The sequence below is a fragment of the Pseudonocardia sp. N23 genome (genome assembly GCF_002583555.1).
Taxonomy (GTDB): Bacteria; Actinomycetota; Actinomycetes; order Mycobacteriales; family Pseudonocardiaceae; genus Pseudonocardia.
The window spans coordinates 1-23,056 of record NZ_BEGX01000057.1 but is presented as its reverse complement, the minus strand read 5'-3'; the positions used below and the strand labels follow the sequence as shown (position 1 = coordinate 23,056).

The following is a 23,056-nucleotide window of genomic DNA, read 5'->3' as shown; positions in this document are numbered from 1 at the left end:
ACTCGTACTGTGCGAGCTGTGTCCGGTATGCGAAGTTGCTTCCGGGCGGGCCACGGGCTCGCGTCGGCGATCGGCCGCGCCTGCGCGGTGACCACCCTTCTCGCGGTGCTGGCCGTCGTCGCCGCGTGCGGCGCCGCGTCGCGGCCCCCCGACGAACGGCCGCTGGTGCTGACGACCTTCACCGTGCTGGCCGACGTCGCCCGCAACGTCGCGGGAGAGCACCTGCGCGTCGAGTCGATCACCAAGGTCGGCGCCGAGATCCACGGTTACGAACCCACCCCCGGCGACATCCGCAAGGCCGCGGAGGCCGACCTGATCGTCGACAACGGGCTCAACCTCGAGCTGTGGTTCGGCCGGTTCGTCCAGGAGGTCGACGTGCCGCACGTCGTGGTGTCCGACGGCGTCGCGGTCATGGACATCACCGAGGACGCCTACGCGGGCAAGCCCAACCCGCATGCGTGGATGAGCCCGGCGAACGTGGTCCGCTACGTCGACAACATGGCCGTCGCGTTCGCGGAGCTCGATCCCGCCCACGCCGATGCGTACCGGGCCAACGCGGCGACGTACACGGCCGAGCTGCGCCGCGTCCACGACGAGCTCGTCGCGGCTCTCGCCGCCGTGCCGCCCGCCCAGCGCGCGCTCGTGACCTGCGAGGGCGCGTTCTCCTACCTGGCGCGCGACGCCGGGCTCACCGAGCGCTACATCTGGCCGGTCAACGCCGAGCAGCAGGCGACGCCGCAGCAGGTCACGTCCGCGATCGAGTTCGTGAGGGCCAACGACGTCCCGGCGGTGTTCTGCGAGTCGACGGTGTCCGACAGCGCGATGCGCCAGGTCGCCGCCGCGTCCGGCGCCCGGTTCGGCGGGGTCCTCTACGTGGACTCGCTGTCGGAGGCCGACGGTCCGGTCCCCACCTACCTCGACCTCATCCGCCACGACACGACGACGATCATCGCCGGCCTGACCGGGGTGACGGCGTGAGCAGCACCGACGCCGCGGCGGTCGACGTGGAGGGCCTGTCGGTCCGCTACGGCCCGATCGTCGCGCTCGACGACGTGTCGCTGACCCTGCGGCGCGGCACCGTGTGCGGCCTGATCGGGATGAACGGTTCGGGCAAGTCGACGCTGTTCAAGGCCATGATGGGGCTGCAACGGGCTGACTCCGGACGCGTCACGATCGGCGGGCTCGACCCGGCGGCGGCGCGGCGGCGCGGCATCGTGGGCTACGTCCCGCAGGCCGAGGCCGTCGACTGGTCGTTCCCCGTGTCGGTGCGCGACGTCGTCATGACCGGCCGGTACGGGCGGATGGGCCCGATGCGCCGGGCTCGCGACACCGACCGTGCCGCCGTCGCCGACGCACTGGCCCGCGTCGAGCTCACCGAGCTGGCCGACCGCCAGATCGGGCAGCTCTCCGGTGGGCAGCGCAAGCGGGCGTTCGTCGCCAGGGGCATCGCCCAGGGCGCGGAGATCCTGCTGCTCGACGAGCCCTTCGCCGGCGTCGACAAGCGGTCCGAGGCCACGATGTCGGGCCTGCTCACCGATCTGGCAGCCGGTGGCGCCACCGTGCTGATCGCGACCCACGACCTGCACGCCCTCCCGTCGCTCGCCGACGAGGCCGTCCTGCTGCTGCGCCGTGTCCTGCTGCACGGCCCGGTCGAGGAGGTGCTGGCCCCGCACAACCTCGCGCGGGCCTTCGGCGTCGACCCCCTCGACCACGGGAGCCGGACATGAACCCGCTCGACCTGCTCACCGAGCCCCTGTCCTACGGGTTCATGATCCGCGCCCTGGTCACGACGGCCGTCGCCGCCGCGGTGTGCGCCCTGCTGTCGTGCTGGCTGGTGCTGATCGGCTGGTCGCTCATGGGCGACGCGGTGTCGCACGCCGTGCTGCCCGGGGTCGTCCTGGCCTACGTCCTGGGCCTGCCGTTCGCGATCGGCGCGGTGGTCTTCGGCTTCCTCGCCGTCGGGCTGATCGGCGCGATCCGCGACACCAGCCGGGTCAAGGAGGACGCCGCGATCGGCATCGTGTTCACGACGCTGTTCGCCCTCGGCCTCGTGCTCATCTCGGTGACCCCCAGCCAGACCGACCTCAACCACATCGTGTTCGGCAACGTCCTCGGTGTGTCGGTCGTCGACGTCGTGCAGGTCGTCGGCCTCGGCGCGGTGGTGGTGGCGGTGCTGCTCCACAAGCGCCGTGACCTGGTCCTCTACGCCTTCGACCCCGGCCACGCCCATGCCATCGGGCTGTCGCCGCGGCGGCTCGGGGCGCTGCTGCTGGGGCTGCTGGCGCTCACCGCCGTGGTGGCGTTGCAGGTCGTCGGCGTCATCCTGGTCGTCGCGATGCTGATCCTGCCCGGCGCGACGGCGCACCTGCTCACCGACCGCTTCTCCCGGATGCTGGTCGTCGCGCCGATCCTGTCGGTGGTGTGCGCGACGGTCGGGCTGTACCTGAGCTACTGGATCGACGCCGCGCCCGGCGGCCTCGTCGTCGTCAGCCAGGGCGCGGTGTTCTCGGCGGTCTACCTGTTCGGCCCGCGCCACGGTCTGCTCGGCCGGCTGCGCAACGCGAGGACGGACCGCGCCGCGGGGCCCGGCAGCGACATCACCGACGCCCGGCGCGCTCGCCGCTGACGGACCGCACTGTCGTACCGTTCCGGTGAACTGGGACGAGAGGGACCGAATGACCGAATCCGCGGCGACCGAGAACTACCTGAAGGTCCTCTGGACCGCTCGGGAGTGGTCCGACGAGCCCGTCACGGTCTCGGCGCTCGCGGCGCGCCTGGGGCTCGCGGCGTCGTCGGTGTCCGAGGTGGTCCGCCGGCTCACCGAGCGCGGCCTCGTCGCGCACGCGCGCTACCGCACCATCGAGCTCACCGACGAGGGCCGGCGGATCGCCCTGGCCACCGTCCGCAAGCACCGCCTGATCGAGACGTTCCTCGTCGAGTATCTCGGCTACGGCTGGGACGAGGTCCACGACGAGGCCGACGTCCTCGAGCACGCGGTGTCCGACGTGTTCGTCGACCGGCTCGCGCTGCGCCTCGGCGAACCGGACCGCGACCCGCACGGCGACCCGATCCCGCACGCCGACGGCAGCATGCCGGGCGGCGACGAGCTGACCCTGGACTCCGCGGGCGAGGGGAGCAGGGTGCGTGTCGTGCGGGTGTCCGACAACGACCCGCAGATCCTGCGCCACCTCGACCGCCTCGGGATCGCGCTGGGCAGTGTCCTGGAGGTCGTGGAGCACCACGACACAGCCGGCACGATCGGCATCGTCAACGACGGCGCCGACGTCGTGCTGGGCGTCCCCGCCGCCCGCCTCATCCGCGTCGAGGCGATCCACTGACTCCTTCGACGGCCCGGGCCCGGGTCGCCCGCCAGGTGTCATAGGCGGCGGCTATCACCGCATAGCCACGTTCGTTTTGACCGTGCCCGTCGCCCCGCCCACAGTCACACCATGACGCGGAGTGATCGACTGGAGCGCCGATGAGCATCGAGGCACCCCCCGGGCTGGTGGACGAGGTGGTGAACCGGGCCGTCGAGACCCATCGCGCCTCCCGCGGCGCCCTGCTGCCGATCCTGCACGCGGTGTCGGAGGAGCTCGGCCACGTCCCGCCGTCGGTGGTGCCCGTGCTGGCCGACCGGCTCAACCTGTCCACGGCCGAGGTGCACGGCGTCGTCACGTTCTACCGCGACTTCCGGACCACCCCGCCGGGGCGGGTCACGGTGCGGGTCTGCCGCGCCGAGGCCTGCCAGGCCGTCGGTGCGGAAGCGCTGCTGGAGCACGCCGTCGCGAGCCTCGGCGTCGAGCGCGGGGAGACCACGCCCGACGGTGCCGTCACCCTCGACGAGGTCTTCTGCCTGGGCAACTGCGCGCTGGGTCCGGCCGTGCAGGTCGGCGACCGGCTGCACGGCCGCGTCACCCCGGCCCGGCTCGACGCGCTGATCGGGCAGGCCCGATGACGGTGCGTGTGTTCGTCCCCAAGGACTCCGCCGCGGTCTCGGTCGGTGCCGACGAGGTCGCCGACCTGCTGGCGCGCGCCGGAGCGCAGGTCGTGCGGACCGGTTCGCGCGGCATGCTGTGGCTGGAGCCGCTGGTCGAGGTCGAGACGGACCGGGGCCGCGTCGGATACGGGCCCGTCACCGCCGAGGACGTCGACGGGCTGGTCGCCGCCGGGATGCTGGACGGCGCCGCCGACGGTCTCGGCCCGGTCGAGGACCTCCCATGGATGCGGGCCCAGCAGCGGCTGACGTTCGCCCGGGTCGGTCTCGTCGACCCCGCCGATCCCGACGACCACGAACGCCACGGCGGCCTCGACGGGCTGCGTGCGGCACTGGCCATGGACCCGGCCGACGTCGTGACGGCGGTGACCGACTCCGGGCTGCGTGGCCGCGGCGGCGCGGGCTTCCCGACGGGCATCAAGTGGAAGACCGTCGCCGGTGCGGCCTCGGACCTGAAGTTCGTGTGCTGCAACGCCGACGAGGGCGACTCCGGCACGTTCGCCGACCGGATGCTGATCGAGGGCGACCCGTTCACCCTGCTCACCGGCATGACGATCGCGGCGTACGCGGTCGGGGCGTCGGAGGGCTACGTCTACGTCCGCTCCGAGTACCCCGATGCCGTTGCGGCACTGCGGACGGCGATCGACGCCGCGCGCGGGCGGGGCTGGCTGGGCGACGACGTCCTCGGCTCGGGTGTGGCGTTCGACGTGCACGTCCGGGTCGGTGCGGGTGCCTACATCTGCGGCGAGGAGACCTCCATGCTGGAGAGCCTCGAGGGCAAGCGGGGGACGGTGCGGCCGAAGCCGCCGATCCCCGCGCTGGAGGGGCTGTTCGGGCAGCCGACCGTCGTCAACAACGTACTGTCGCTGGCCTCGGTCCCGACGATCCTCGCCCACGGAGCCGACGCCTATGCCGCACTCGGGGTGGGCCGCTCGCGGGGTACCCAGGTGTTCCAGCTGGGCGGCAACATCGCCCGCGGCGGCGTGGTCGAGACGGCGTTCGGCATCTCGCTCGGCGAGCTGGTGGAGACGTTCGGCGGCGGCACCCTGACGGGCCGGCCGGTGCGGGCGGTGCAGGTCGGCGGCCCGCTGGGGGCGTACCTGCCGGTGGAACGGTTCGACCTGCCGATGGACTACGAGGCGTTCGCGGCGTCGGGGGCAATGGTCGGGCACGGCGGCATCGTGGTGTTCGACGACACCGTCGACATGTCGTCGATGGCGCGGTTCGCGATGGAGTTCTGCGCCGAGGAGTCCTGCGGGCGGTGCACACCCTGCCGGATCGGGGCGGTGCGCGGCGTCGAGACGATCGACCGCATCAAGGCCGGTGCGAACCGCGAGGCCGACCTCGTGCTGCTCGAGGACCTCTGCGAGCTGATGACCGACGGATCGCTGTGCGCCATGGGCGGGCTCACCCCGCTTCCGGTGCGCAGTGCGATCCGGCACTTCGGGTCCGACTTCGGAATCCCCGTGACGGAAGAAGCGCGATGAGCCTGCTCAAGGAACCCGACTTCGGCACACCCGCCCGCGCGGGGGAGGCGACCGTCGAGATCACCGTCGACGGCATCGGAGTCGCCGTGGCGCCGGGCACCTCGGTCCTGCGTGCGGCGAAGGACGCGGGGATCGACGTCCCGAAGCTGTGCGCGACCGACAGCCTGGAGGCGTTCGGGTCGTGCCGGCTGTGCGTCGTGGAGATCGACGGCGCCCGCGGCACCCCCGCCTCCTGCACGACGCCGGTCGCTCCCGGGATGGTGGTGCGCACCCAGACCGGGAAGCTCGGCAAGCTGCGCCGCGGGGTCATGGAGCTCTACATCTCCGACCACCCGCTCGACTGCCTGACGTGCTCGGCCAACGGCGACTGCGAGCTGCAGGACATGGCGGGCGTGACGGGGCTGCGCGAGGTCCGCTACGGCTCCGGTGTGGACGCCGGCGCCAACCACATGGACCTGCTCAAGGACACGTCGAACCCGTACTTCGAGTTCGACCCGGCGAAATGCATCCTCTGCTCGCGCTGCGTCCGGGCGTGCGACGAGGTGCAGGGCACCCTGGCGCTGACGATCGAGGGCCGCGGGTTCGGCTCCGCGGTGTCCCCGGGCGGCACGGACTTCCTCTCCAGCGACTGCGTCTCCTGCGGCGCCTGCGTCCAGGCCTGCCCGACGGCGACGCTGCAGGAGAAGTCCGTCGTCGAGCTGGGGATGCCCACCCGCTCCGTGGTCACGACGTGCGCATACTGCGGCGTCGGCTGCTCGTTCAAGGCGGAGCTGCGCGGCGACGAGCTCGTGCGGATGGTGCCGCACAAGGACGGCGGCGCCAACGAGGGTCACAGCTGCGTCAAGGGTCGCTTCGCGTTCGGTTACGCGTCGCACCCGGACCGGGTACTCGCCCCGCGGGTGCGCGACTCGATCGCCGACGAGTGGCGCGAGGTCTCCTGGGAGGAGGCGATCACCCACACCGCGCAGCGCCTGCGCGCGATCCAGGCCGAGCACGGGACCGGGTCGATCGGCGCCATCACCTCGTCGCGGTGCACCAACGAGGAGGTCTACGTCGTCCAGAAGATGGTGCGGGCGGCGTTCGGCAACAACAACGTCGACACCTGCGCCCGGGTCTGCCACAGCCCCACCGGCTACGGGCTGAGCCAGACGTTCGGCACGTCGGCGGGCACCCAGGACTTCGCCTCGGTCGCCGACGCCGACGTGATCATGGTGATCGGCTCCAACCCGACCGACGCGCACCCGGTCTTCGGGTCGCGGATGAAGAAGCGGCTGCGCCAGGGCGCGCAGCTGATCGTCGTCGACCCGCGCCACATCGACCTGGTCCGCAGCCCGCACATCGAGGCGGCGCACCACCTGGCGCTCAACCCGGGCACGAACGTCGCGATCGTCAACGCGATGGCCCACGTCGTCGTGACCGAGGGTCTGGTGGACCGCGCGTTCGTCGACGCCCGGTGCGAGGACGTGCCGGAGTGGGAGGCGTTCATCGCCGACCCTGTGCACGCCCCCGAGGCCGTCGAAGAGATCACCGGCGTCCCCGCCGCCGACGTGCGGGCCGCGGCCCGGCTCTACGCCACCGCCGGCAACGCCGCGATCTACTACGGCCTGGGCGTCACCGAGCACAGCCAGGGCTCGACGATGGTCATGGGCATGGCCAACCTCGCGATGGCCACCGGCAACATCGGCCGCTCCGGCGTCGGGATCAACCCGTTGCGCGGGCAGAACAACGTGCAGGGCTCCTGCGACATGGGCTCGTTCCCGCACGAGCTCCCGGGGTACCGGCACGTGTCCGACGGTTCGGTCCGCGAGGTCTACAACGAGCTCTGGGGCGTCGACCTGCTCGACGAGCCCGGCCTGCGCATCCCGAACATGTTCGACTCCGCGCTCGACGGCTCGTTCCGCGCGCTGTTCGTGCAGGGCGAGGACATCGCCCAGTCCGACCCGAACACCGGGCACGTGCACGCCGCGCTGGCGGCGCTCGACCTGGTCGTCGTGCAGGACCTGTTCGTCAACGAGACCGCGAAGTTCGCCCACGTCCTGTTGCCGGGCACGTCGTTCCTGGAGAAGGACGGCACGTTCACCAACGCCGAGCGCCGCATCAACCGGGTCCGCCCCGTGATGCCGGCGCGCACCGGCAAGCAGGAGTGGCAGATCGTCTGCGAGATCGCACAGGCGATGGGCTACCCGATGCACTACGACAGCTCCGCGCAGATCATGGACGAGATCGCGCTGACGACGCCCACGTTCGCCGGGGTCTCGTTCGCCCATCTCGACGCCGTCGGCTCGGTGCAGTGGCCCTGCACCGAGCAGCTGCCCGGCGGAACACCGATCATGCACGTCGACGGGTTCGTCCGCGGCAAGGGCCGCTTCATGGTCACCCCGTACGTGCCGACGCGCGAGCGCAGCACACGGCGCTTCCCGCTGATCCTCACGACGGGGCGCATCCTGTCGCAGTACAACGTCGGCGCCCAGACCCGGCGCACCGCGAACGTCACCTGGCACCCCGAGGACGTCCTGGAGCTGCATCCCCACGACGCCGAGGTCCGCGGGGTCACCGACGGCGACCGGGTCGAGCTGTCGAGCCGGGTGGGTACGACGTCGTTGCGGGCCAGGATCTCCGACCGCATGCCGGTGGGGGTCTGCTACACGACGTTCCACCATCCGGTGAGCGGCGCGAACGTCGTCACGACGGACAACTCCGACTGGGCGACGAACTGTCCCGAGTACAAGGTGACAGCGGTGCAGGTGACGCCGTCGACGGCGCCTCGGGCCGCCGCCTCCGCCCACGAGCGGACGACAGTGGGAGCGGCCGGTGCCTGACTACCACCACGACGGTCTCGACCCGGTCGTGCGGATGGCCGAGGACATGGTCGCCCAGTTCGCGCACCGCCCGCCCGACGATGCGGCCGCGGCCGTCGCGGCGCACGTGAGGAAGTTCTGGGACCCGCGGATGCGCCGCCGGCTGGTGACGGTGGTCGACGAGGGCGCCGACGTCGACCCGGTCGTCGTGCGCGTGGCAGAGATGCTCTCGCCGGGCGTGCCCGCACCGTGAGGGGCGGGGCTGCTCGTCACCTGTCGGTGCTGGTCCCCGGGCGCTGCAGGCCGTCGCGCAGCCGCCGCAGCAGCTCGTCGAGTACCGCGGCGTCGGGTCCGAGCAGCTGGAGGAACTGCCGCCGCACGTCGGCGGTGGCGTCCTCCCAGACGGCGTGGGCCTGACGCCCGCGCGGCGACGCGACGACGAGCACGCGGCGCCGGTCGAGCTCGTCGGGACGGCGCAGCACGAGGTTGGCCGAGACCATCCGGTCGACGAGCTTGGAGAGCTTGGGCGCCAGCATCATCGCGTGCTCGGCAACGACGTTCATCGGGCAGCCGCCCTGCGCCACGAGCAACGACAGGATGCGCCACTGCTCGATGTCGGCGCCGTGGGCCTTGAGCGCCTCGTCGAGCCGCTGCTCGACGGAGCGCTCCACGAGGGTGAGCAGCCGCAGGGTCTCGTCGTCGACCATGCCGACCCGGCCCACGACGGGGCCGTCGACGAGGTCCGACGGGTCCGGGCGCGCTCCCATCGGTGGATGGTAACCCACGTTCGGAGTAACACGCGGGCCCACCGTGTCGCTAGCGTCGTCCCATGACCCCGGGCCAGGAGTCGGAGCGGCTGACGGTCCCGCCGGCCGGCGGGACCGACGTCCTCACCATGGCGCTGGTCGTCCCGCTGCAGGGGCCGGCCGGCATCTTCGGGCCGTCCTGCGAGAGCTGCGCCGACCTGGCGGCGGCCGAGATCAACGCCGAGGGCGGCATCCTCGGCCGTGAGCTGCGGCTGCTGCCGGTCGACGGCGGCCGGGCCCCCGACGAGGTGGCCACCGAGGTCGACGCGCTGATCCGGGCCGGTGCCGTCGAAGCCGTGACGGGCTGGCACATCTCGGCGGTGCGGGAGGCGGTGGCGCCGCGGATCGGCGGGCGCGTCCCCTACGCCTACACGGCCCTCTACGAAGGCGGCGAGCACCGTCCCGGGGTCTTCCTCACCGGCGAGACGCCGGACCTGCAGCTGGGTCCGACGCTCGACTGGTTCGCAGGCACGGTCGGGGTGCGGCGCTGGGCGATCGTCGGAGACGACTACATCTGGCCGCGCCGGTCGGCACACATCGCCAAGGAGTACCTGCGGGCGATCGGCGGCACGGCCTGCGCCGAGATGTACGTCCCGCTGGGGACGACGGACTTCTCGGGACCGCTCGCGCGGATCGAGGAGAGCGGCTGCGAGGCCGTCCTGATGCTGCTGATCGGCGACGACGCGGTGTGCTTCAACCGCCAGTTCAGCGGGCGCGGGATGGACCGCGACATCCTGCGGTTCAGCTCGCTGATCGACGAGAACGTGCTGCTCGCCTCGGGGGCGTCCAACACCCGTGGGCTGCTGACGTCGGCGGGCTACTTCGAGGAGCTGGCGACGACACCGGGGCTGGACTTCGCCGCGGCCTACTTCAGCCGGTTCGGGCCCGACGCCCCGGTGCTCAACAGCCTGGGGGAGTCCTGTTACGAGGGCGTCCGGCTGCTCTCGGCGCTGATCCGGCGTGCGCACTCGGCCGAGGTCGGGTCGGTGACGTCGGTGTCGGAGGGGCTGGCCTACGAGAGCCCGCGCGGGACGGTCGTCGTGCGTGACCGCCACTTGAAACAGCGGGTGTTCCTGGCGGTCGCCGACGGCCTGCGCTGGGACGTCATCCAGGAGCTCTGAGCAGCTCCGGGTGCCACCTCACCAGGTCTTCTCTGCGAGGGGACGGCCCGCGTCGGGCAGGCCGTTGACAGCCCCTGTCACACGCCGTAGTTTCCTAGGAAATTGTTTCCGGTGATCGGCATCACGTCGGTCCCGGGAATCCACAACGACGTGGAAGGAGTGCTCGTGGCCCTCTACCGCTATCGCTGTAGTGCGCACGGTGCCTTCGACCTGACCGCCCCCATCGGCACCGCCCCCGACACGGCGCCGTGTCCTGGATGCACGACGGCCTCGGCACGGCAGTTCACCGCCCCCATGCTCGCCACGGGATCGCGCAGCGCCCTCGCCCTGATCGACCGGACCCGCGCCACCGCCGACACCCCCGCGGTCGTCGGCGCGCCCCCACCGCGACCGGCGTCGCGGCGTACCCCGATCGCCCCGCCGAACCCGGCCCTGCGCCGACTGCCGAGGCCGTGACATGGGCGCCGTCGGTCTGATCTACGTGGGCGCCGTCCTGTTCGTCAACGGCGCGATGCTCCTGGGCTGGGTGGACGGTCGCTCCGCGGCCCCGCTCAACATCTTCGTCGGGGTGCTGCAGGTCATCACCCCGACCTACCTGATCTTCACCGCCAACGGGAACGCCGACCAGATCCTCAACGCATCCGGTCTGTACCTGTTCGGCTTCACCTACCTCTACGTCGCGTTCAACCTGTTGATGAACCTCGACGGCACCGGCCTCGGCTACTTCTCGCTGTTCGTCGCCGTCGCGGCCGTCGCCTATTCGCTGGCCAACTTCTTCCGGCTCGGCGATCCCGTGTTCGGCGTCATCTGGCTCTACTGGGCGTTCCTCTGGCTGCTGTTCTTCCTGCTGCTGGGGCGTGGCCGCGAAGGCCTCGGGCGCTACACCGGCGGTGTCGCCGCGGTCCAGGGCTGGGTCACCGGCGCCGTGCCCGCCGCGCTCCTGCTCCTCGGGTTCTGGGGCGGCAGCAACGCCGGCCTGATCGCGACGATCTTCGCCGCCGTCGGCATCGTCGTCTTCGCCGCACTCTGGTTCCCGCTGCGTCCCCGTGGCGACGCGGCCCCCGTCACGACCGACCGGACCGCCGCAGCGGTCTGATCCCCCGGCCCGACACGCGCGGTCCGGTCCCGCCCTCGTTCGCACACCCGTCAGTCCTCAACCCTGGAGACATCCATGCCCGAGGTCGTGTTCCCGCTCGATTCGACCAAGAAGTTCACCGACCAGGAGAAGATCGGTCACAACCGCTGGCACCCGGACATCCCCGCGCAGGTCCACGTCAAGCCCGGCGACTCGTTCCGCGTCCACTGCCGCGAGTGGTTCGACGGTGCGATCGTCAACGACGACTCCGCCGACGACATCCTCAACGCCCCGCTGGCAGGCGTGCACGTGCTCAGCGGGCCGATCGCGGTGGAGGGCGTCAAGCCCGGCGACCTGCTGATCGTCGACATCCTCGACGTCGGCCCGATCCCGCAGGAGGACTCCGGTCCGCTGGCCGGCCAGGGCTGGGGCTACACCGGCGTCTTCGCCACCGAGAACGGCGGCGGCTTCCTCACCGAGCAGTTCCCCGACGCGTACAAGGTCATCTGGGACTTCAACGGCGGCACAGCGACGTCGCGCCACGTCCCCGGCGTCTCCTTCACCGGCATCGTGCACCCCGGCCTGATGGGCACCGCCCCGTCGAAGGACCTGCTCGCCAAGTGGAACGCCCGCGAGCAGGCCCTGATCGACACGAACCCGGACCGTGTCCCGCCGCTGGCCCTGCCGCCGCTGCCGGACTCGGCGATCCTCGGCAGTCTGTCGGGTGCCGACTTCGACCGCGCCGCCGCCGAGGCCGCCCGCACCGCCCCGCCGCGCGAGAACGGCGGAAACCAGGACATCAAGAACCTCACCAAGGGGACGCGCGTCTTCTACCCGGTCTTCGTCGACGGCGGCAACCTGTCGATGGGCGACCTGCACTTCTCCCAGGGCGACGGCGAGATCACGTTCTGCGGGGCGATCGAGATGGGCGGGTTCATGGACCTGCACGTCGACGTCATCAAGGGCGGCATGGAGACCTACGGAGTCTCCGAGAACGCGATCTTCATGCCGGGCAACACCGACCCGCAGTACAGCCAGTGGCTCGCCTTCTCCGGGACCTCGGTGACCCTCGACGGCGAGCAGCGCTACCTCGACTCGCACCTGTCCTACCAGCGGGCCTGCCTGCACGCGATCGACTACCTCACGAACTTCGGCTACAGCCCCATCCAGGCCTACATGATCCTGGGCGCGGCGCCGATCGAGGGCCGGCTCTCCGGCGTCGTCGACATCCCGAACTCGTGCTCGACCGTCTACATCCCGACGGCGATCTTCGACTTCGACGTGCGGCCCGGCAAGAACGGCCCGCACCAGATCGACCCGGGCATGGGGGTCCCGAAGGCCAGCTTCTGACTCCGACGGACCGGCCCCCTCCGCCGCAGCCCGTGCGGGAGGAGGGGGCCGGTCAGTCGTGGGTGCGGTCCGGCTCCGGCCCGGGTGCCGGATCCCGGCGGGCCGCGAGGCGGCCGGCGCGCTCCGCGCGCTCGGCGAGGTGACGGGTCGTCGCGCGCAACCGGTCCACCGCCTGCACGGCGCGGCGGCGCGCCGGGTCGCCAGCGGCCTGCCGCCGTGCGCGCCCGGCGGCGTCGAGCTCGTCGAGCGCCCGGTCGGTCGTCGTGAGCAACGCGGAGTTGAGCTCCCAGAGCCCGTTGCGCCCGCGCGGGTCGGCGATCAGCAGGTCTACCACGGCGGCGCGGCGGCGCCGGAGCTGGTCCAGCGCGCGGGACAGCTCGGCCTCCCGCGGATCGGCGGCGATCTCGATCTCGGCGCGGATCGACCGGCCGAACCCGCGCACGACGGCGGCGAGATCCCCCAGCAGGCCTGCGGCGGCGGCCCGCACCTGCGCCGCGTAGACGGGGTCCTCCAGGCCGGTCCGCTCCACGGTCGAGTCGTACACCGCGCGGAACAGCGCCCGCATCGACACCGAGGCGTGCTCGAGCACGTCGAGACCCTCGCGCAGGCCACGCCCTGCCACCGGCACCCCGAGGGCGCGGACGTTGAGCCGCCGGCTCTCCTCGGCCTCGGCGAGCGCCGCGTCGAGCTGCGGGGCGTGCCGGTTGAGCCGACGCGCGTCGTCGAGCCAGCGGGCCGCGTCCGCCTGCTCCACCATGGCGCGGTTCATCGCCGCGGCGGCGTCGTCGAGCAGGTCCGCGATCCCCGCGGCGAACCGTTCCACGGCGCGCCCGACGTTGCGGGTCTGCACGGCGGGCGGGAACGTGACGTTGACCAGGACGCCGACCGCCGCCCCGATGAGCGTCTCCACGACTCGACCGGCACCGACGGCCTCCGCGCCGGTCGTGTACCCGACGCCGAGCACGAGCATCGCACTGATCGGGACCTCGAGCAGGTGCGGCCCCAGCCGCAGGATCTGTCCCACGACGATCGAGGTCGCGACGATGGCGCCCAGGCTCCACCAGGTCAGCCCGACCATCGAGACGACCACGACCGCCAGCGCGACGCCCGCCACGACGCTCAGGACGCGCTGCACCCCGTTGACCAGGGTGGCAGCCAGCGTCGCTTGCACCACCAGCAACGCGGTCAGCGCGGCGACGAGCGGCGGCGGGTTGCTCAGGCCCAGGAGCTCGGCGGCGACGAACGCCGCGACCGTCGCCCCGCTGATGCGCAACGCCCGCAGCAGCGCGGTCCGGCCGCGCTCCCGGACCCGGCGGCGCAGGTCGGCCAGGAAGCGCCGAAGTGCCCGAACCGCCGTGCGCACCGCGCGAGTCACCGGCCCATCCTGCCGCTCGCCCGGCCCGCAGGGGACCACCTGCAAGCTCCGGCTGTCGTTCAGCCGCGGCACCGTCGGACGGGCAGCAGCTCGCGGAGCGTGCGACCGACGTCCTCCGGCAGCCGGCGCCGGCTCTGCAGGTGCGCGAAGACGGGACCGAGGACGGGGTCGTCCAGCAGCGCGGCCCGCGACAGCGGCCGCTCGACCGGCCGGAACACCCCGGCGGCCTCCCAGCCGCGGTCCGCCCGCGCCACCGCGTCCGACGTGAAGTCGACGACGCCGACGATCCCCTGGTCGCGCCCCGAGCGATAGACCACGGCCCGGGCGCCGCGGACCGTCGACCGGAGGCAGCACATCGTCCGGTTCGCTCCGGCGACGAGCTCGTCGCCCGAGCCGGCCCGCCGCACGAGGACGAGGCCGGGGGTAGGGACGCCTGCGGGAACACCGGGCCGGTCCTGCGACGACAACACGGCGTACCGCCACCCCTCGTTCGCTGCCGGTGACGCGAGAGGGCCCTGGGCAGCGTCGCCGCTGCCCAGGGCCCTCGTCGGAATTCTGCCCGACTCAGTCCAGGTAGTCCCGCAGGACCTGGGACCGCGACGGGTGCCGCAGCTTCGACATCGTCTTCGACTCGATCTGGCGGATCCGCTCGCGGGTCACGCCATAGACCTGGCCGATCTCGTCGAGCGTGCGGGGCTGGCCGTCGGTGAGGCCGAACCGCAGCCGCACGACACCCGCCTCGCGCTCCGACAACGTCGCCAGCACCGACTGGAGCTGGTCCTGCAGCAGCGTGAAGCTCACCGCGTCGACCGCCACGACGGCCTCGGAGTCCTCGATGAAGTCACCGAGCTGCGAGTCGCCCTCGTCGCCGATCGTCTGGTCGAGCGAAATGGGCTCCCGGGCGTACTGCTGGATCTCCAGCACCTTCTCCGGGGTGATGTCCATTTCCTTGGCGAGCTCCTCGGGCGTCGGCTCGCGGCCGAGGTCCTGGAGCAGCTCACGCTGTATACGACCGAGCTTGTTGATGACCTCGACCATGTGCACCGGGATACGGATGGTGCGGGCCTGGTCGGCCATCGCGCGGGTGATGGCCTGACGGATCCACCACGTCGCGTACGTCGAGAACTTGTAGCCCTTGGTGTAGTCGAACTTCTCGACCGCACGGATCAGGCCCAGGTTGCCCTCCTGGATCAGGTCCAGGAACGCCATGCCACGGCCGGTGTAGCGCTTGGCCAGGCTGACGACGAGGCGGAGGTTCGCCTCGAGCAGATGGTTCTTGGCGCGCTCACCGTCGCGGACGATCCAGCGCAGGTCACGCCGCAGCTGCGGGGAGACCTTCTCGCCGGCCTCGATGGCCCGGCGCAGCCGCTCCGCCGCGTAGAGGCCGGCCTCGATGCGCTTGGCGAGCTCGACCTCCTCCTCGGCGTTGAGCAGCGCGACCTTGCCGATCTGCTTCAGGTACGCGCGGACCGAGTCGGCGGAGGCGGTGAGCTCGGCATCCTTACGGGCCTGCCGCAGCGCCTCCGACTCCTCCTCGTCCCAGACGAAGTCGCCCGACTGCTTCTGCTGCGAGCTGCGGGTCGTCGGGGCACGACGATTGGCGCCGGTGTTGGTCGGCTCCTCTTCCTCGTCGTCATCGTCGTCGTCATCGGAGTCGTCCGAGTCCGCCGTGGCGGTCTCGGGCTCGTCGTCGACCTCGAGGTCGTCGAGCTCGACCTCCTCGAGCTCACCGGCCTCGGGTGCGCCGTCGAGCTCCGCGTCGTCGCCGTCGCCGTCCTTCTTGGTGGTCGGCTTCGCAGCCGACCCGGCCCGGGCGCGCGTCGTCTTCGTCGCGGTCTTCTTCGGCGCTCCCGTCGCGGCCGGCTTGCGCCGGCGGGTCGGAGCCGACGCCACCGCCTCGTCGACGGTCGTGTCGGTGCGGGTTGCGGAGTCTGCGGCTGCCACCTAGGCCCTCTCGCTGCGTGCGCTCTGCTGTTCGCCGGAGACACGGATGATCCGGCATTCGAGATGTCGGGACTGATCGATGACCTCGCTGCGCCGCGGACCGCCGTGAATTGGTGTTCGGCCGGCCTCGTGGGGCGGGGTACCGCGTCATTGTAACTACCTCGGCGCCGAGAGTTCGCACGTCGCATGGGTCGCGTGGCGTGGGACCGCCCCGCAGGCCCGCCGCAGCACCCGCGCCGGCGGCCCCGGGAGACCGGAAAACCGCCTCCCACAAGGGGATCCGTGACCCCGGCGACGGCGGCTGCACCGGACCGGTGACGACACGCCGCGTCCGCCGGACAGCTGCCCGACCTGCGGCGGACGGCCGTGATCGGCCTGGCGGCACCTGCGGGAGGCCGCGGCGCGTGTGATCGGATGAGCCCATGCACGACCGAGTGGAGCCGGCACCCCTTTCCGACGATCCCGCGGTGTTGCGCGCCGTCGCCGAGCAGGTGGCGCACGAGGCCGCCGAACACCTGAGGTCGCTCCCGCCGCCGCGGCTGCCCGAGGGCGGCGACGTCGAGGGAGCGGTGCGCACCAAGTCGTCACCGACCGACGTGGTGACCGCGGCCGACGAGGCCGTCGAGGCGCTCATCCGGGCCCGGCTGGCGCAGCTGCGCCCCGGCGAGCACGTGTTCGGCGAGGAGGACGGCGGCGACGCCGCGCGCGCCCGCTGGGTCGTCGACCCCATCGACGGCACCGTCAACTACCTCTACGGCCTGCCCGCCTACTCGATCTCCGTGGCCGCCGTCCTCGGCGGCGAGAGCCTCGCAGGCGTCGTCGTCGACCCGGTCTCCGGCCGCACCTGGAGCGCCGCCCGCGGCCGGGGAGCGACGCTCGACGGACGCCCGCTGTCGGTCACCGTCGAGACCGACCTCGCACAGTCACTGGTGGCGACGGGCTTCTCCTACCGCGCCGAGCGCCGCGCGAGGCAGGCGCGGATGGTGGCCGGCATGCTGCCGCGGGTACGTGACATCCGGCGGGCGGGCTCCTCCGCGCTCGACGTCTGCTCGGTCGCGACGGGCTGGCTCGACGGGTACGTCGAACACGGGCTGAGCTGGTACGACTGGGCAGCGTCCGGGCTGATCGCGGCCGAGGCGGGCGCCGTGGTCCGGGTGCCCGGCCCGCCCGGTGCGACCGCGGCCGACGACGGTCTCGGCGCCGAGGCGATCCTCGTCGCCACTCCCGGTGTCGCCGACGCCCTGGCCGCGCTGGCCCGCGAGCACGGCGCCGCCGAGGTCTGAGACACGGACCGAGGCACCCGGCCCACGGACGGCCGGGGCCTCAGCAGGACGCGTCGCGCGCCTCCTGCAACGTGGTCGGGTCCACGGCGGGGGGCGGCGGCCCCGCCGCGGCGCCCTCCGCACCGGAGGTGTCCGCAGGAGGGTTGGCGAGCTGGTCGAGCACGTCACGTGCCGGGCGACCCGGCTTGACGTCGGAGAACGTGGTGCCGACGGCGAAGTCGACGGAGTCGTCGGCGCGGGCGTCGCGGACCAGCTCGGTGCACGGCAGCACGATCGCGAGCGTCGCCGCGGCCGCGGTGCCGTTCGCGCCGAACCGGATCTGGCCCCGGCACTCGAGGTCGCCGTTCGGGAAGAGCGGGTCGTTGTCGGGTGCGGCGCCCTCGGTGAACCCGAGGTCGCCCAGCTGCGCGGCGACGAGGTTGGCCTGCCCGCGCTGTCCACCGCCGTTGAGGACCCGCACCTTGACCGCCGACGCGGCCGCGGGCGTCGTGGAGTCGAGCGTCGACGCCTCGACGACCTCACCGGCCGCCCCCGCCGCCGCTGTCGGGCACGACGCCGCCCCGGACCGGCCCGCCGAGGAGATCAGCACCGTCGTCCACGTGACCAGTGCCACGACGGCGAGGACCGACACCAGGACCACGACCGGGCCACGCCGGCGTCGCTGGTACGGGCGAGGCGGCCGGGACGTCACACCGGATGCCATCAGGAGATCCCCTCGTCGAGCACGTGGTGGCCGAGGACGACGAGCGGGTCGACCGCCCCGTCGAGCCCCTCGGCCATGTCGGCGGGCACCGCGCCCGCCCGGACCCGGGCGAGGATGCCCGCCAGGACGACGGCCAGCTTGAACGCACCGAACGCCGCGTACCAGGGCAGCGGCGTCAGGTCGAGGCCCGAGCCGGCGGCGTAGGCGGTCGCGATGTCGGAGCGGAGCGGGAAGCCGGGCAGCCGTGTCGGCGACGGGATGTGCTGGGCCGCCCGCCACACGGGGTGCTCGTCGGCCTGGCACCAGTAGACGAGCATCAGCCCGAGGTCGGCGAGGGGATCGCCGAGCGTCGACAGCTCCCAGTCGAGCACCGCGCGGATCCGGCCGGCGTCCGACGCGTCGTAGACACAGTTGTCGATGCGGTAGTCGCCGTGGACGATCGTGTTCCGCTGCGTGGTGGGCACCGCCCCGGCGAGGCGCGACGACAGCGTCGTGAGCGACGACTCGGTCCCGGCGCCGACCGTCAGGCCGCTCTCACGCGCCGACTCCCATTGCGAGTTCCAGCGCCGCACCTGCCGCGACATGAAGCCCTCGGGGCGGCCGAACCCGGACAGCCCGACGGCGTCGGGGTCGACGGCGTGCAGCGCCACCAGCACGTCCACCAGTGCGGTGCCGGCGCGGCTGCGGTCGGCCGGGGTGTCGGCCCAGCTCGCGGGCGGCTCCTCCAGCGGCACCACGCCGTCGACGAGCTCCATGACGTAGCAGGGGGCGTCGACGGGCGCGCCGCCGTCGCTGTGCGCAAGGATCCGGGGGACCGGCACCGCGGTGTCGCGGAGTGCGTCGACGACCGTGCGTTCGCGGCCCATGTCGTGTGCCGTCGCCGCGACCGAGCCCACGGGCGGGCGGCGCAGCACGACCGCTCCCGCGGCGGACGTGACCCGGTAGGTCAGGTTGGAGCGGCCGGCGCCGATCGGGGCGAGCACGCACTCCTGCCAGGCGGGGTCGGCGAGCTCGGTGGCGAGCCAGCGGCCGACGGCAGCGGGGTCGGCCCCCGGGGGCGAGTGAGTCGCGGCTCCGGCGAGGGTCTGATCGGGCACGACCGCAGACCCTAGTGCCCCGAGGCGTCCGTCACGTCGCTCCCGCGACGGGTGTCACGCCCCTGTCTGATGCGGTCGCATCAACCCGGCGGTGACCTGCCGGTTGTCATTCCCGTCACCCGTCGGGGGGTGAGAGTTCGGGTGGGGCGACGCGCGTTTGCGCCCTGGGCTACCCTCTCGGCCCCGGGGGGACAGTCAGTACCGCGCCGTCGGCCGCGCACGGAAGCAACCGGTGCCGCGGCCCGGCCACTGCACTGAGACCGGCATCACGTCGAGGTCGGGCACAAACCCCGCGGTCGTGACGTTGTCGCGGCACGGCGAAGACACAGTGCAGAAGTTGAGGGTGGGAACGATGGCGACCGACTACGACGCTCCACGTCGCAACGAGAGCGACGACATGGCCGAGGACTCGCTCGACGAGCTCAAGGCTCGCCGCAACGAGGCGCAGTCGTCCGCGGTCGATGTCGACGAGACGGACACTGCGGAGAGCTTCGAGCTCCCGGGCGCGGACCTGTCGGGCGAGGAGCTCACGGTCAAGGTGCTGCCCAAGCAGGCCGACGAGTTCACGTGCGCGAGCTGCTTCCTCGTGCACCACCGCAGCCGGCTCGCGGAGACCCGCGGCGCGCAGTTCATCTGCCGCGACTGCGCGGCCTGACCGGGGACGAACGACGACGAGGGCCCGGGCCCGCACCCACGAGGTGCGGAACCGGGCCCTTCGGCGTTCCCCGGCCCTGTGGTCAGTCCCGGCGCGCGAGTGCCGCCCGCAGCCCGGCGGGGTCGCGGGTGCTGACGATCCAGTACGGCTCGTCGATCGCCGGGTCCACGTTCTCGATGCGGACCACCGGCCCGACCCACGCGCGGTGCATCAGGAACGCCTGCGGGTCCAGCTGCGGGCCCAGCGCGACCTGCTTGTCCCGCTTGTCGACGGTGTCGGTGCGCCCGATGGCGCTGCGCGGGATCGTCTCGTCGCCGATCGTGAGGGACTTCTCGTCGACACGCACACGGGTGCGCCCCAACCAGAACAGCGCTCCCACCAGCAGCGGGATCGCAATCACGTATCCGATCCACGACCGCACGCCCGGGTAGCCCATGTGGATCTCGGCGCCCAGCAGGACACCGATCCCCGCGGCGACCAGGTACCACCACGCCGGGACGTACAACCGCTCGTCGAACGCAACACGGCCGGACGTCGCAGACTCCGGGGGTGACGGGTGCTCGCTCACAGAGATCGAGGGTAGCGTCGTCCGTCGTGCCCGGCTCCCTCGACGCTCCCCAGCCCGAGCCAACCGCCGCGCCACTGCCCGAGCCGCTCGCCGGCCCGGCGCTCGCGGTGGCGCTCCTCAGGCTCGACGCCGACGTCCCGATCCCGTCCTACGCCCGCCCCGGTGACGCCGGGGCCGACCTCGTGACCACGTCCGACGTGGTCCTCGGCCCGGGTGAACGAGCGGTGGTGGGCACCGGCGTCGCGATCGCCCTGCCTCCGGGCTACGCGGGGTTCGTCCACCCACGTTCCGGGCTCGCCGCCCGGGCGGGGCTCTCGGTCGTCAACACGCCGGGCACGATCGACTCCGGATACCGCGGCGAAATCCGTGTGTGTCTGATCAATCACGACCCCCGGACCGAACTCGTCCTGGAAAAGGGTGACCGGATAGCCCAGTTGGTCGTTCAGAGAGTGGAACACGTCAGGTTCGTCGAGACCGACGTCCTGCCCGGCTCCGAACGCGGAGCCGGTGGCTACGGCTCCACCGGGGGCCACGACCGGCTGTCCCAGCACGCCATCGAGGAGATCGCGTAGTGGCACGACGCGACCGCGCACAGCTGCGTTCCGCCGCTCCCGCAGCCGACGACGACTACGACGACGGGTACGACGACCGCGACGCCCCGGACCGGAGCGCACGAGGCCGCACGGACCGGTACGCCGACGACGACCGGTACGACGACGAGTACGGCGAGTACGACGAGTACGACGACGGGTACGAGGAGTACGACGACTACGAGGACGACCCGCAGCCGCGGCGCCGCACGTTCGACCCCGACGCGGTCGGCCCGTTCGACGTCGAGGACCTCGAGGCACCCGTACCCGCTGCCGGCGGCGACGACAACGTCGACCCGAAGGAGTACGAGCGGCTCCACAACGGCGCGGACGTCGACGACGACTTCCGCGACGACCCGGCCCATGCCGCATGGGCGCGCACGATCCTCACGGACCTGACCGACTTCGGCGCCCTCCGCGTCCCGGTCCCCGCCGACGGCGACGTCGACCTCACGGTCCCGCCGTCCGGCACGATGCAGGCCGTCCACGTCCTGATCCCGCAGGGCAAGCTGTCGGTCAGCGCGCTGGCCGCGCCCCGCTCCGAGGAGCTGTGGCCCACCCTCGCGTCCGAGATCGAGGCCTCCCTGCGCGACGGCGGTGCCACCGTCCGCGAGTCCTCCGGCGAGTGGGGCCTCGAGCTGCACGCGCACACCGACGTCGCCGGATCGGTGTTCGTCGGCGTCGACGGGCCGCGCTGGATGGTCTACGGCGTCGCCACCGGCCCCCAGGCCTCCGCCGCCGAGCTCGACGCCGCGCTGCGGCTGATGCTGCGCGGCATGGTCGTCGTGCGCGGACGGCTGCCGTACCCGCCCCGGACGGTCCTCCCTCTCGAGCTCCCCGAGGACCTCAAGCTGCGGCAGGACGCGCAGGTCGCCGCCGCGGAGAAGGCGAAGGCAGCAGGCGAGGTCGTGGCCGAGACGCCCGAACCCCGCGATCTGCCGACGACGGCGATCCCCGTGCGGCCCACCCCGGCGCGCCCGCCCGAGCGCCGCATCGGCCCCCCGCGCCCGCCGCAGGGTGTGCCCGGCCGTCGCCCGGCCGGTCACCCCGGTGCGGGTCCGCGCCCGATCGACCCGGCCCGCCGTCCCGCGGCCGCCGCAGGCCGCCCTGCTGCCGAGGGCACCGGCCCGAACCGGGTCCCGTTCGACGGTCGCGCCGCCGCGTTCCGCCCGCCGGTCGACGGCCGTCCGGGTGGCATGAACGGCGCGCCTGTGAACGGGCGCGTCAACGGTGGCCCGGTGAACGGCGGTTCCGTCAACGGTGGTCCGGCCAACGGCGTCAACGCCTCCGGTCACGGGCCGGGTGTCAACGGCTCGGGTGTCAACGGGTCCGGTGTGAACGGCTCCGGTCTGAACGGCTCCGGCGTCAACGGCACCGGCGGCGTCGACGGCACCGGCGTGAACGGCACCGGGGTGAGCGGGTCCGGGGCGCCTCGCGGCCCGGTCAACGGTGCGGTCAACGGCACCGGCAGCCACGGCGTCGACGGCACCGCCGCCTACCGCCCGGCCGTGGGCGCCTTCGGCACCAACGGTTCCGGTGTGAACGGCACGGGTGTCAACGGCACGGGTGTCAACGGCACGGCCGCCGACCGTGGCGGCGACGCCCGGGCGTTCGACGGACCCCCGTCCAACGCCCGCCCGGTCGACGGCCGCGGCCGGCCCGACTTCTCCGGCTTCGCCCCCGACGGCTCCCCGTACGCGCCCGGCCCCGACCGTCCGGACTCCGGCCGGTCCGCGATCCCGCGTCCGGACGACCGGCGCCCGGAAGCCCCACGCCGCCCGCTCGGCGACGGCGGCCCCGTGCCGCGCGACGCCAGGCCCGCCGCGTCGGCCGACCGGCCTTTCGCCGGTGACTCCGGCCGGTTCCCCGCCCGGGGCTCCGAGACCGGCGCCTACGGCGCGGACAGCGGTGCCTACCGCCGCGAGGCGGACAGTGGCTCGTTCCGGCGCGACGCCGAGGGTGGCTCGTTCCGGCGCCCGGTCGACCCCCGGCCCTCCGACACCGGGGCCCACCGCGGGGGACCCGCCGCCGACAGCGGGGCGCTCGCCCCGCGCGACCACCGGCCCGTCCGCCGCCCGGCCGGTCCTCCGCCTGCCGGCATCGACCCGGTCCGCCGCGACGTACCGCCGGCGGCCGAGCTGACCGGCGGCCACCGCGCCCCGGCCGGCACCGGCGGGCATCGTGCGCCCGACCCGACCGGCGGGTACCGG

23 protein-coding genes are annotated in these 23,056 nt (G+C 72.9%); 16 read left to right on the top strand and 7 right to left on the bottom strand.

The features are described from left to right. Positions 1-27 precede the first annotated feature (27 nt). The 8 genes from TOK_RS16940 to TOK_RS16905 all read left to right on the top strand — a co-directional run bounded on the left by TOK_RS16940 (position 28) and on the right by TOK_RS16905 (position 8,532). Positions 28-978, top strand: coding sequence for a metal ABC transporter substrate-binding protein (locus tag TOK_RS16940; RefSeq protein ID WP_098958854.1), 951 nt, complete (start codon positions 28-30; stop codon positions 976-978). Continuing rightward, positions 975-1,727, top strand: coding sequence for a metal ABC transporter ATP-binding protein (locus tag TOK_RS16935; RefSeq protein WP_098958853.1), 753 nt, complete (start codon positions 975-977; stop codon positions 1,725-1,727). The genes TOK_RS16940 and TOK_RS16935 overlap by 4 nt, the downstream gene beginning before the upstream one ends. Then, a complete protein-coding gene (locus tag TOK_RS16930; protein ID WP_098958852.1) occupies positions 1,724-2,626 on the top strand; it encodes a metal ABC transporter permease in 903 nt (300 codons plus the stop codon). Before TOK_RS16935 ends, TOK_RS16930 begins: the two co-directional genes overlap by 4 nt. A 49-nt stretch (positions 2,627-2,675) precedes the next feature. Continuing rightward, positions 2,676-3,338 carry a metal-dependent transcriptional regulator gene (locus TOK_RS16925; RefSeq protein WP_098958851.1) on the top strand — a complete coding sequence of 221 codons (663 nt, stop codon included), beginning with the start codon at positions 2,676-2,678 and terminating at the stop codon, positions 3,336-3,338. A gap of 140 nt (positions 3,339-3,478) precedes the next feature. Further along, positions 3,479-3,955: a formate dehydrogenase subunit gamma gene (locus TOK_RS16920; RefSeq protein ID WP_098958850.1), complete on the top strand. Its 477-nt coding sequence runs from the start codon at positions 3,479-3,481 to the stop codon at positions 3,953-3,955. Then, positions 3,952-5,481, top strand: a complete 1,530-nt coding sequence (locus tag TOK_RS16915) for an NADH-quinone oxidoreductase subunit NuoF (protein ID WP_098958849.1) — start codon at positions 3,952-3,954, stop codon at positions 5,479-5,481. Before TOK_RS16920 ends, TOK_RS16915 begins: the two co-directional genes overlap by 4 nt. Further along, positions 5,478-8,300, top strand: coding sequence for a formate dehydrogenase subunit alpha (fdhF, locus tag TOK_RS16910; protein ID WP_098958848.1), 2,823 nt, complete (start codon positions 5,478-5,480; stop codon positions 8,298-8,300). The genes TOK_RS16915 and fdhF overlap by 4 nt, the downstream gene beginning before the upstream one ends. After that, on the top strand, positions 8,293-8,532 hold the full coding sequence (locus tag TOK_RS16905) for a formate dehydrogenase subunit delta (protein WP_253258428.1): 240 nt from the start codon (positions 8,293-8,295) through the stop codon (positions 8,530-8,532). The genes fdhF and TOK_RS16905 overlap by 8 nt, the downstream gene beginning before the upstream one ends. Before the next feature lie 16 nt (positions 8,533-8,548). Here TOK_RS16905 and TOK_RS16900 read toward each other — a convergent pair whose 3' ends face one another. Continuing rightward, a complete protein-coding gene (locus tag TOK_RS16900) occupies positions 8,549-9,046 on the bottom strand; it encodes a MarR family winged helix-turn-helix transcriptional regulator (protein WP_098958847.1) in 498 nt (165 codons plus the stop codon). Positions 9,047-9,174: 128 nt separating this feature from the next. On the opposite strand from TOK_RS16900, the gene TOK_RS16895 reads away from it, so the two are divergent. The 4 genes from TOK_RS16895 to fmdA all read left to right on the top strand — a co-directional run bounded on the left by TOK_RS16895 (position 9,175) and on the right by fmdA (position 12,631). Further along, positions 9,175-10,206 carry a substrate-binding domain-containing protein gene (locus TOK_RS16895; protein WP_098959037.1) on the top strand — a complete coding sequence of 344 codons (1,032 nt, stop codon included), beginning with the start codon at positions 9,175-9,177 and terminating at the stop codon, positions 10,204-10,206. Between the two features lie 111 nt (positions 10,207-10,317). Further along, positions 10,318-10,662 (top strand): zinc ribbon domain-containing protein, encoded by a 345-nt coding sequence (locus tag TOK_RS16890; protein WP_253258427.1) that lies wholly within the window; start codon positions 10,318-10,320, stop codon positions 10,660-10,662. Position 10,663: 1 nt separating this feature from the next. Next, complete coding sequence (locus tag TOK_RS16885) at positions 10,664-11,302, top strand: AmiS/UreI family transporter (RefSeq protein ID WP_098958846.1); 639 nt, start codon at positions 10,664-10,666, stop codon at positions 11,300-11,302. Between the two features lie 75 nt (positions 11,303-11,377). After that, a complete protein-coding gene (gene fmdA, locus TOK_RS16880) occupies positions 11,378-12,631 on the top strand; it encodes a formamidase (protein ID WP_098958845.1) in 1,254 nt (417 codons plus the stop codon). A 52-nt stretch (positions 12,632-12,683) separates the two neighbouring features. Here fmdA and TOK_RS16875 read toward each other — a convergent pair whose 3' ends face one another. From TOK_RS16875 to TOK_RS16870, 3 genes are all read right to left on the bottom strand, one after another. After that, a complete protein-coding gene (locus tag TOK_RS16875; RefSeq protein WP_172457605.1) occupies positions 12,684-14,006 on the bottom strand; it encodes an aromatic acid exporter family protein in 1,323 nt (440 codons plus the stop codon). A gap of 59 nt (positions 14,007-14,065) precedes the next feature. After that, positions 14,066-14,476, bottom strand: coding sequence for a hypothetical protein (locus TOK_RS32655; protein ID WP_172457604.1), 411 nt, complete (start codon positions 14,474-14,476; stop codon positions 14,066-14,068). A 94-nt stretch (positions 14,477-14,570) separates the two neighbouring features. Beyond that, the gene (locus TOK_RS16870; protein ID WP_098958843.1) at positions 14,571-15,950 is read right to left on the bottom strand and encodes an RNA polymerase sigma factor; all 1,380 of its coding nucleotides are present in this window, start codon (positions 15,948-15,950) and stop codon (positions 14,571-14,573) included. Positions 15,951-16,372: 422 nt separating this feature from the next. On the opposite strand from TOK_RS16870, the gene TOK_RS16865 reads away from it, so the two are divergent. Next, on the top strand, positions 16,373-17,233 hold the full coding sequence (locus TOK_RS16865; protein WP_098958842.1) for an inositol monophosphatase family protein: 861 nt from the start codon (positions 16,373-16,375) through the stop codon (positions 17,231-17,233). Positions 17,234-17,273: 40 nt separating this feature from the next. Here TOK_RS16865 and cei read toward each other — a convergent pair whose 3' ends face one another. Together cei and TOK_RS16855 are read right to left on the bottom strand one after the other, a co-directional pair. Further along, positions 17,274-17,936 carry an envelope integrity protein Cei gene (gene cei, locus TOK_RS16860; protein WP_172457603.1) on the bottom strand — a complete coding sequence of 221 codons (663 nt, stop codon included), beginning with the start codon at positions 17,934-17,936 and terminating at the stop codon, positions 17,274-17,276. Next, positions 17,936-19,033: a phosphotransferase family protein gene (locus TOK_RS16855; RefSeq protein WP_098958841.1), complete on the bottom strand. Its 1,098-nt coding sequence runs from the start codon at positions 19,031-19,033 to the stop codon at positions 17,936-17,938. Before TOK_RS16855 ends, cei begins: the two co-directional genes overlap by 1 nt. Before the next feature lie 352 nt (positions 19,034-19,385). Here TOK_RS16855 and TOK_RS16850 point away from each other — a divergent pair, with 352 nt between their 5' ends. After that, positions 19,386-19,688, top strand: a complete 303-nt coding sequence (locus tag TOK_RS16850; protein ID WP_098958840.1) for a DUF4193 domain-containing protein — start codon at positions 19,386-19,388, stop codon at positions 19,686-19,688. An 82-nt stretch (positions 19,689-19,770) separates the two neighbouring features. Here the strand turns inward: TOK_RS16850 and TOK_RS16845 are convergent, their stop codons facing one another. Beyond that, on the bottom strand, positions 19,771-20,256 hold the full coding sequence (locus TOK_RS16845; RefSeq protein ID WP_098958839.1) for a DUF3093 domain-containing protein: 486 nt from the start codon (positions 20,254-20,256) through the stop codon (positions 19,771-19,773). A 74-nt stretch (positions 20,257-20,330) separates the two neighbouring features. Between TOK_RS16845 and dut the strand changes: the two genes are divergently transcribed. Together dut and TOK_RS16835 are read left to right on the top strand one after the other, a co-directional pair. After that, entirely contained in the window at positions 20,331-20,828 is a 498-nt protein-coding gene (gene dut / locus TOK_RS16840) for a dUTP diphosphatase (protein WP_098959032.1), read from the top strand. Beyond that, on the top strand, positions 20,828-23,056 hold a 2,229-nt coding region (locus tag TOK_RS16835), incomplete at its 3' end, for a DUF3710 domain-containing protein (protein WP_098958838.1). The genes dut and TOK_RS16835, both read left to right, overlap by 1 nt.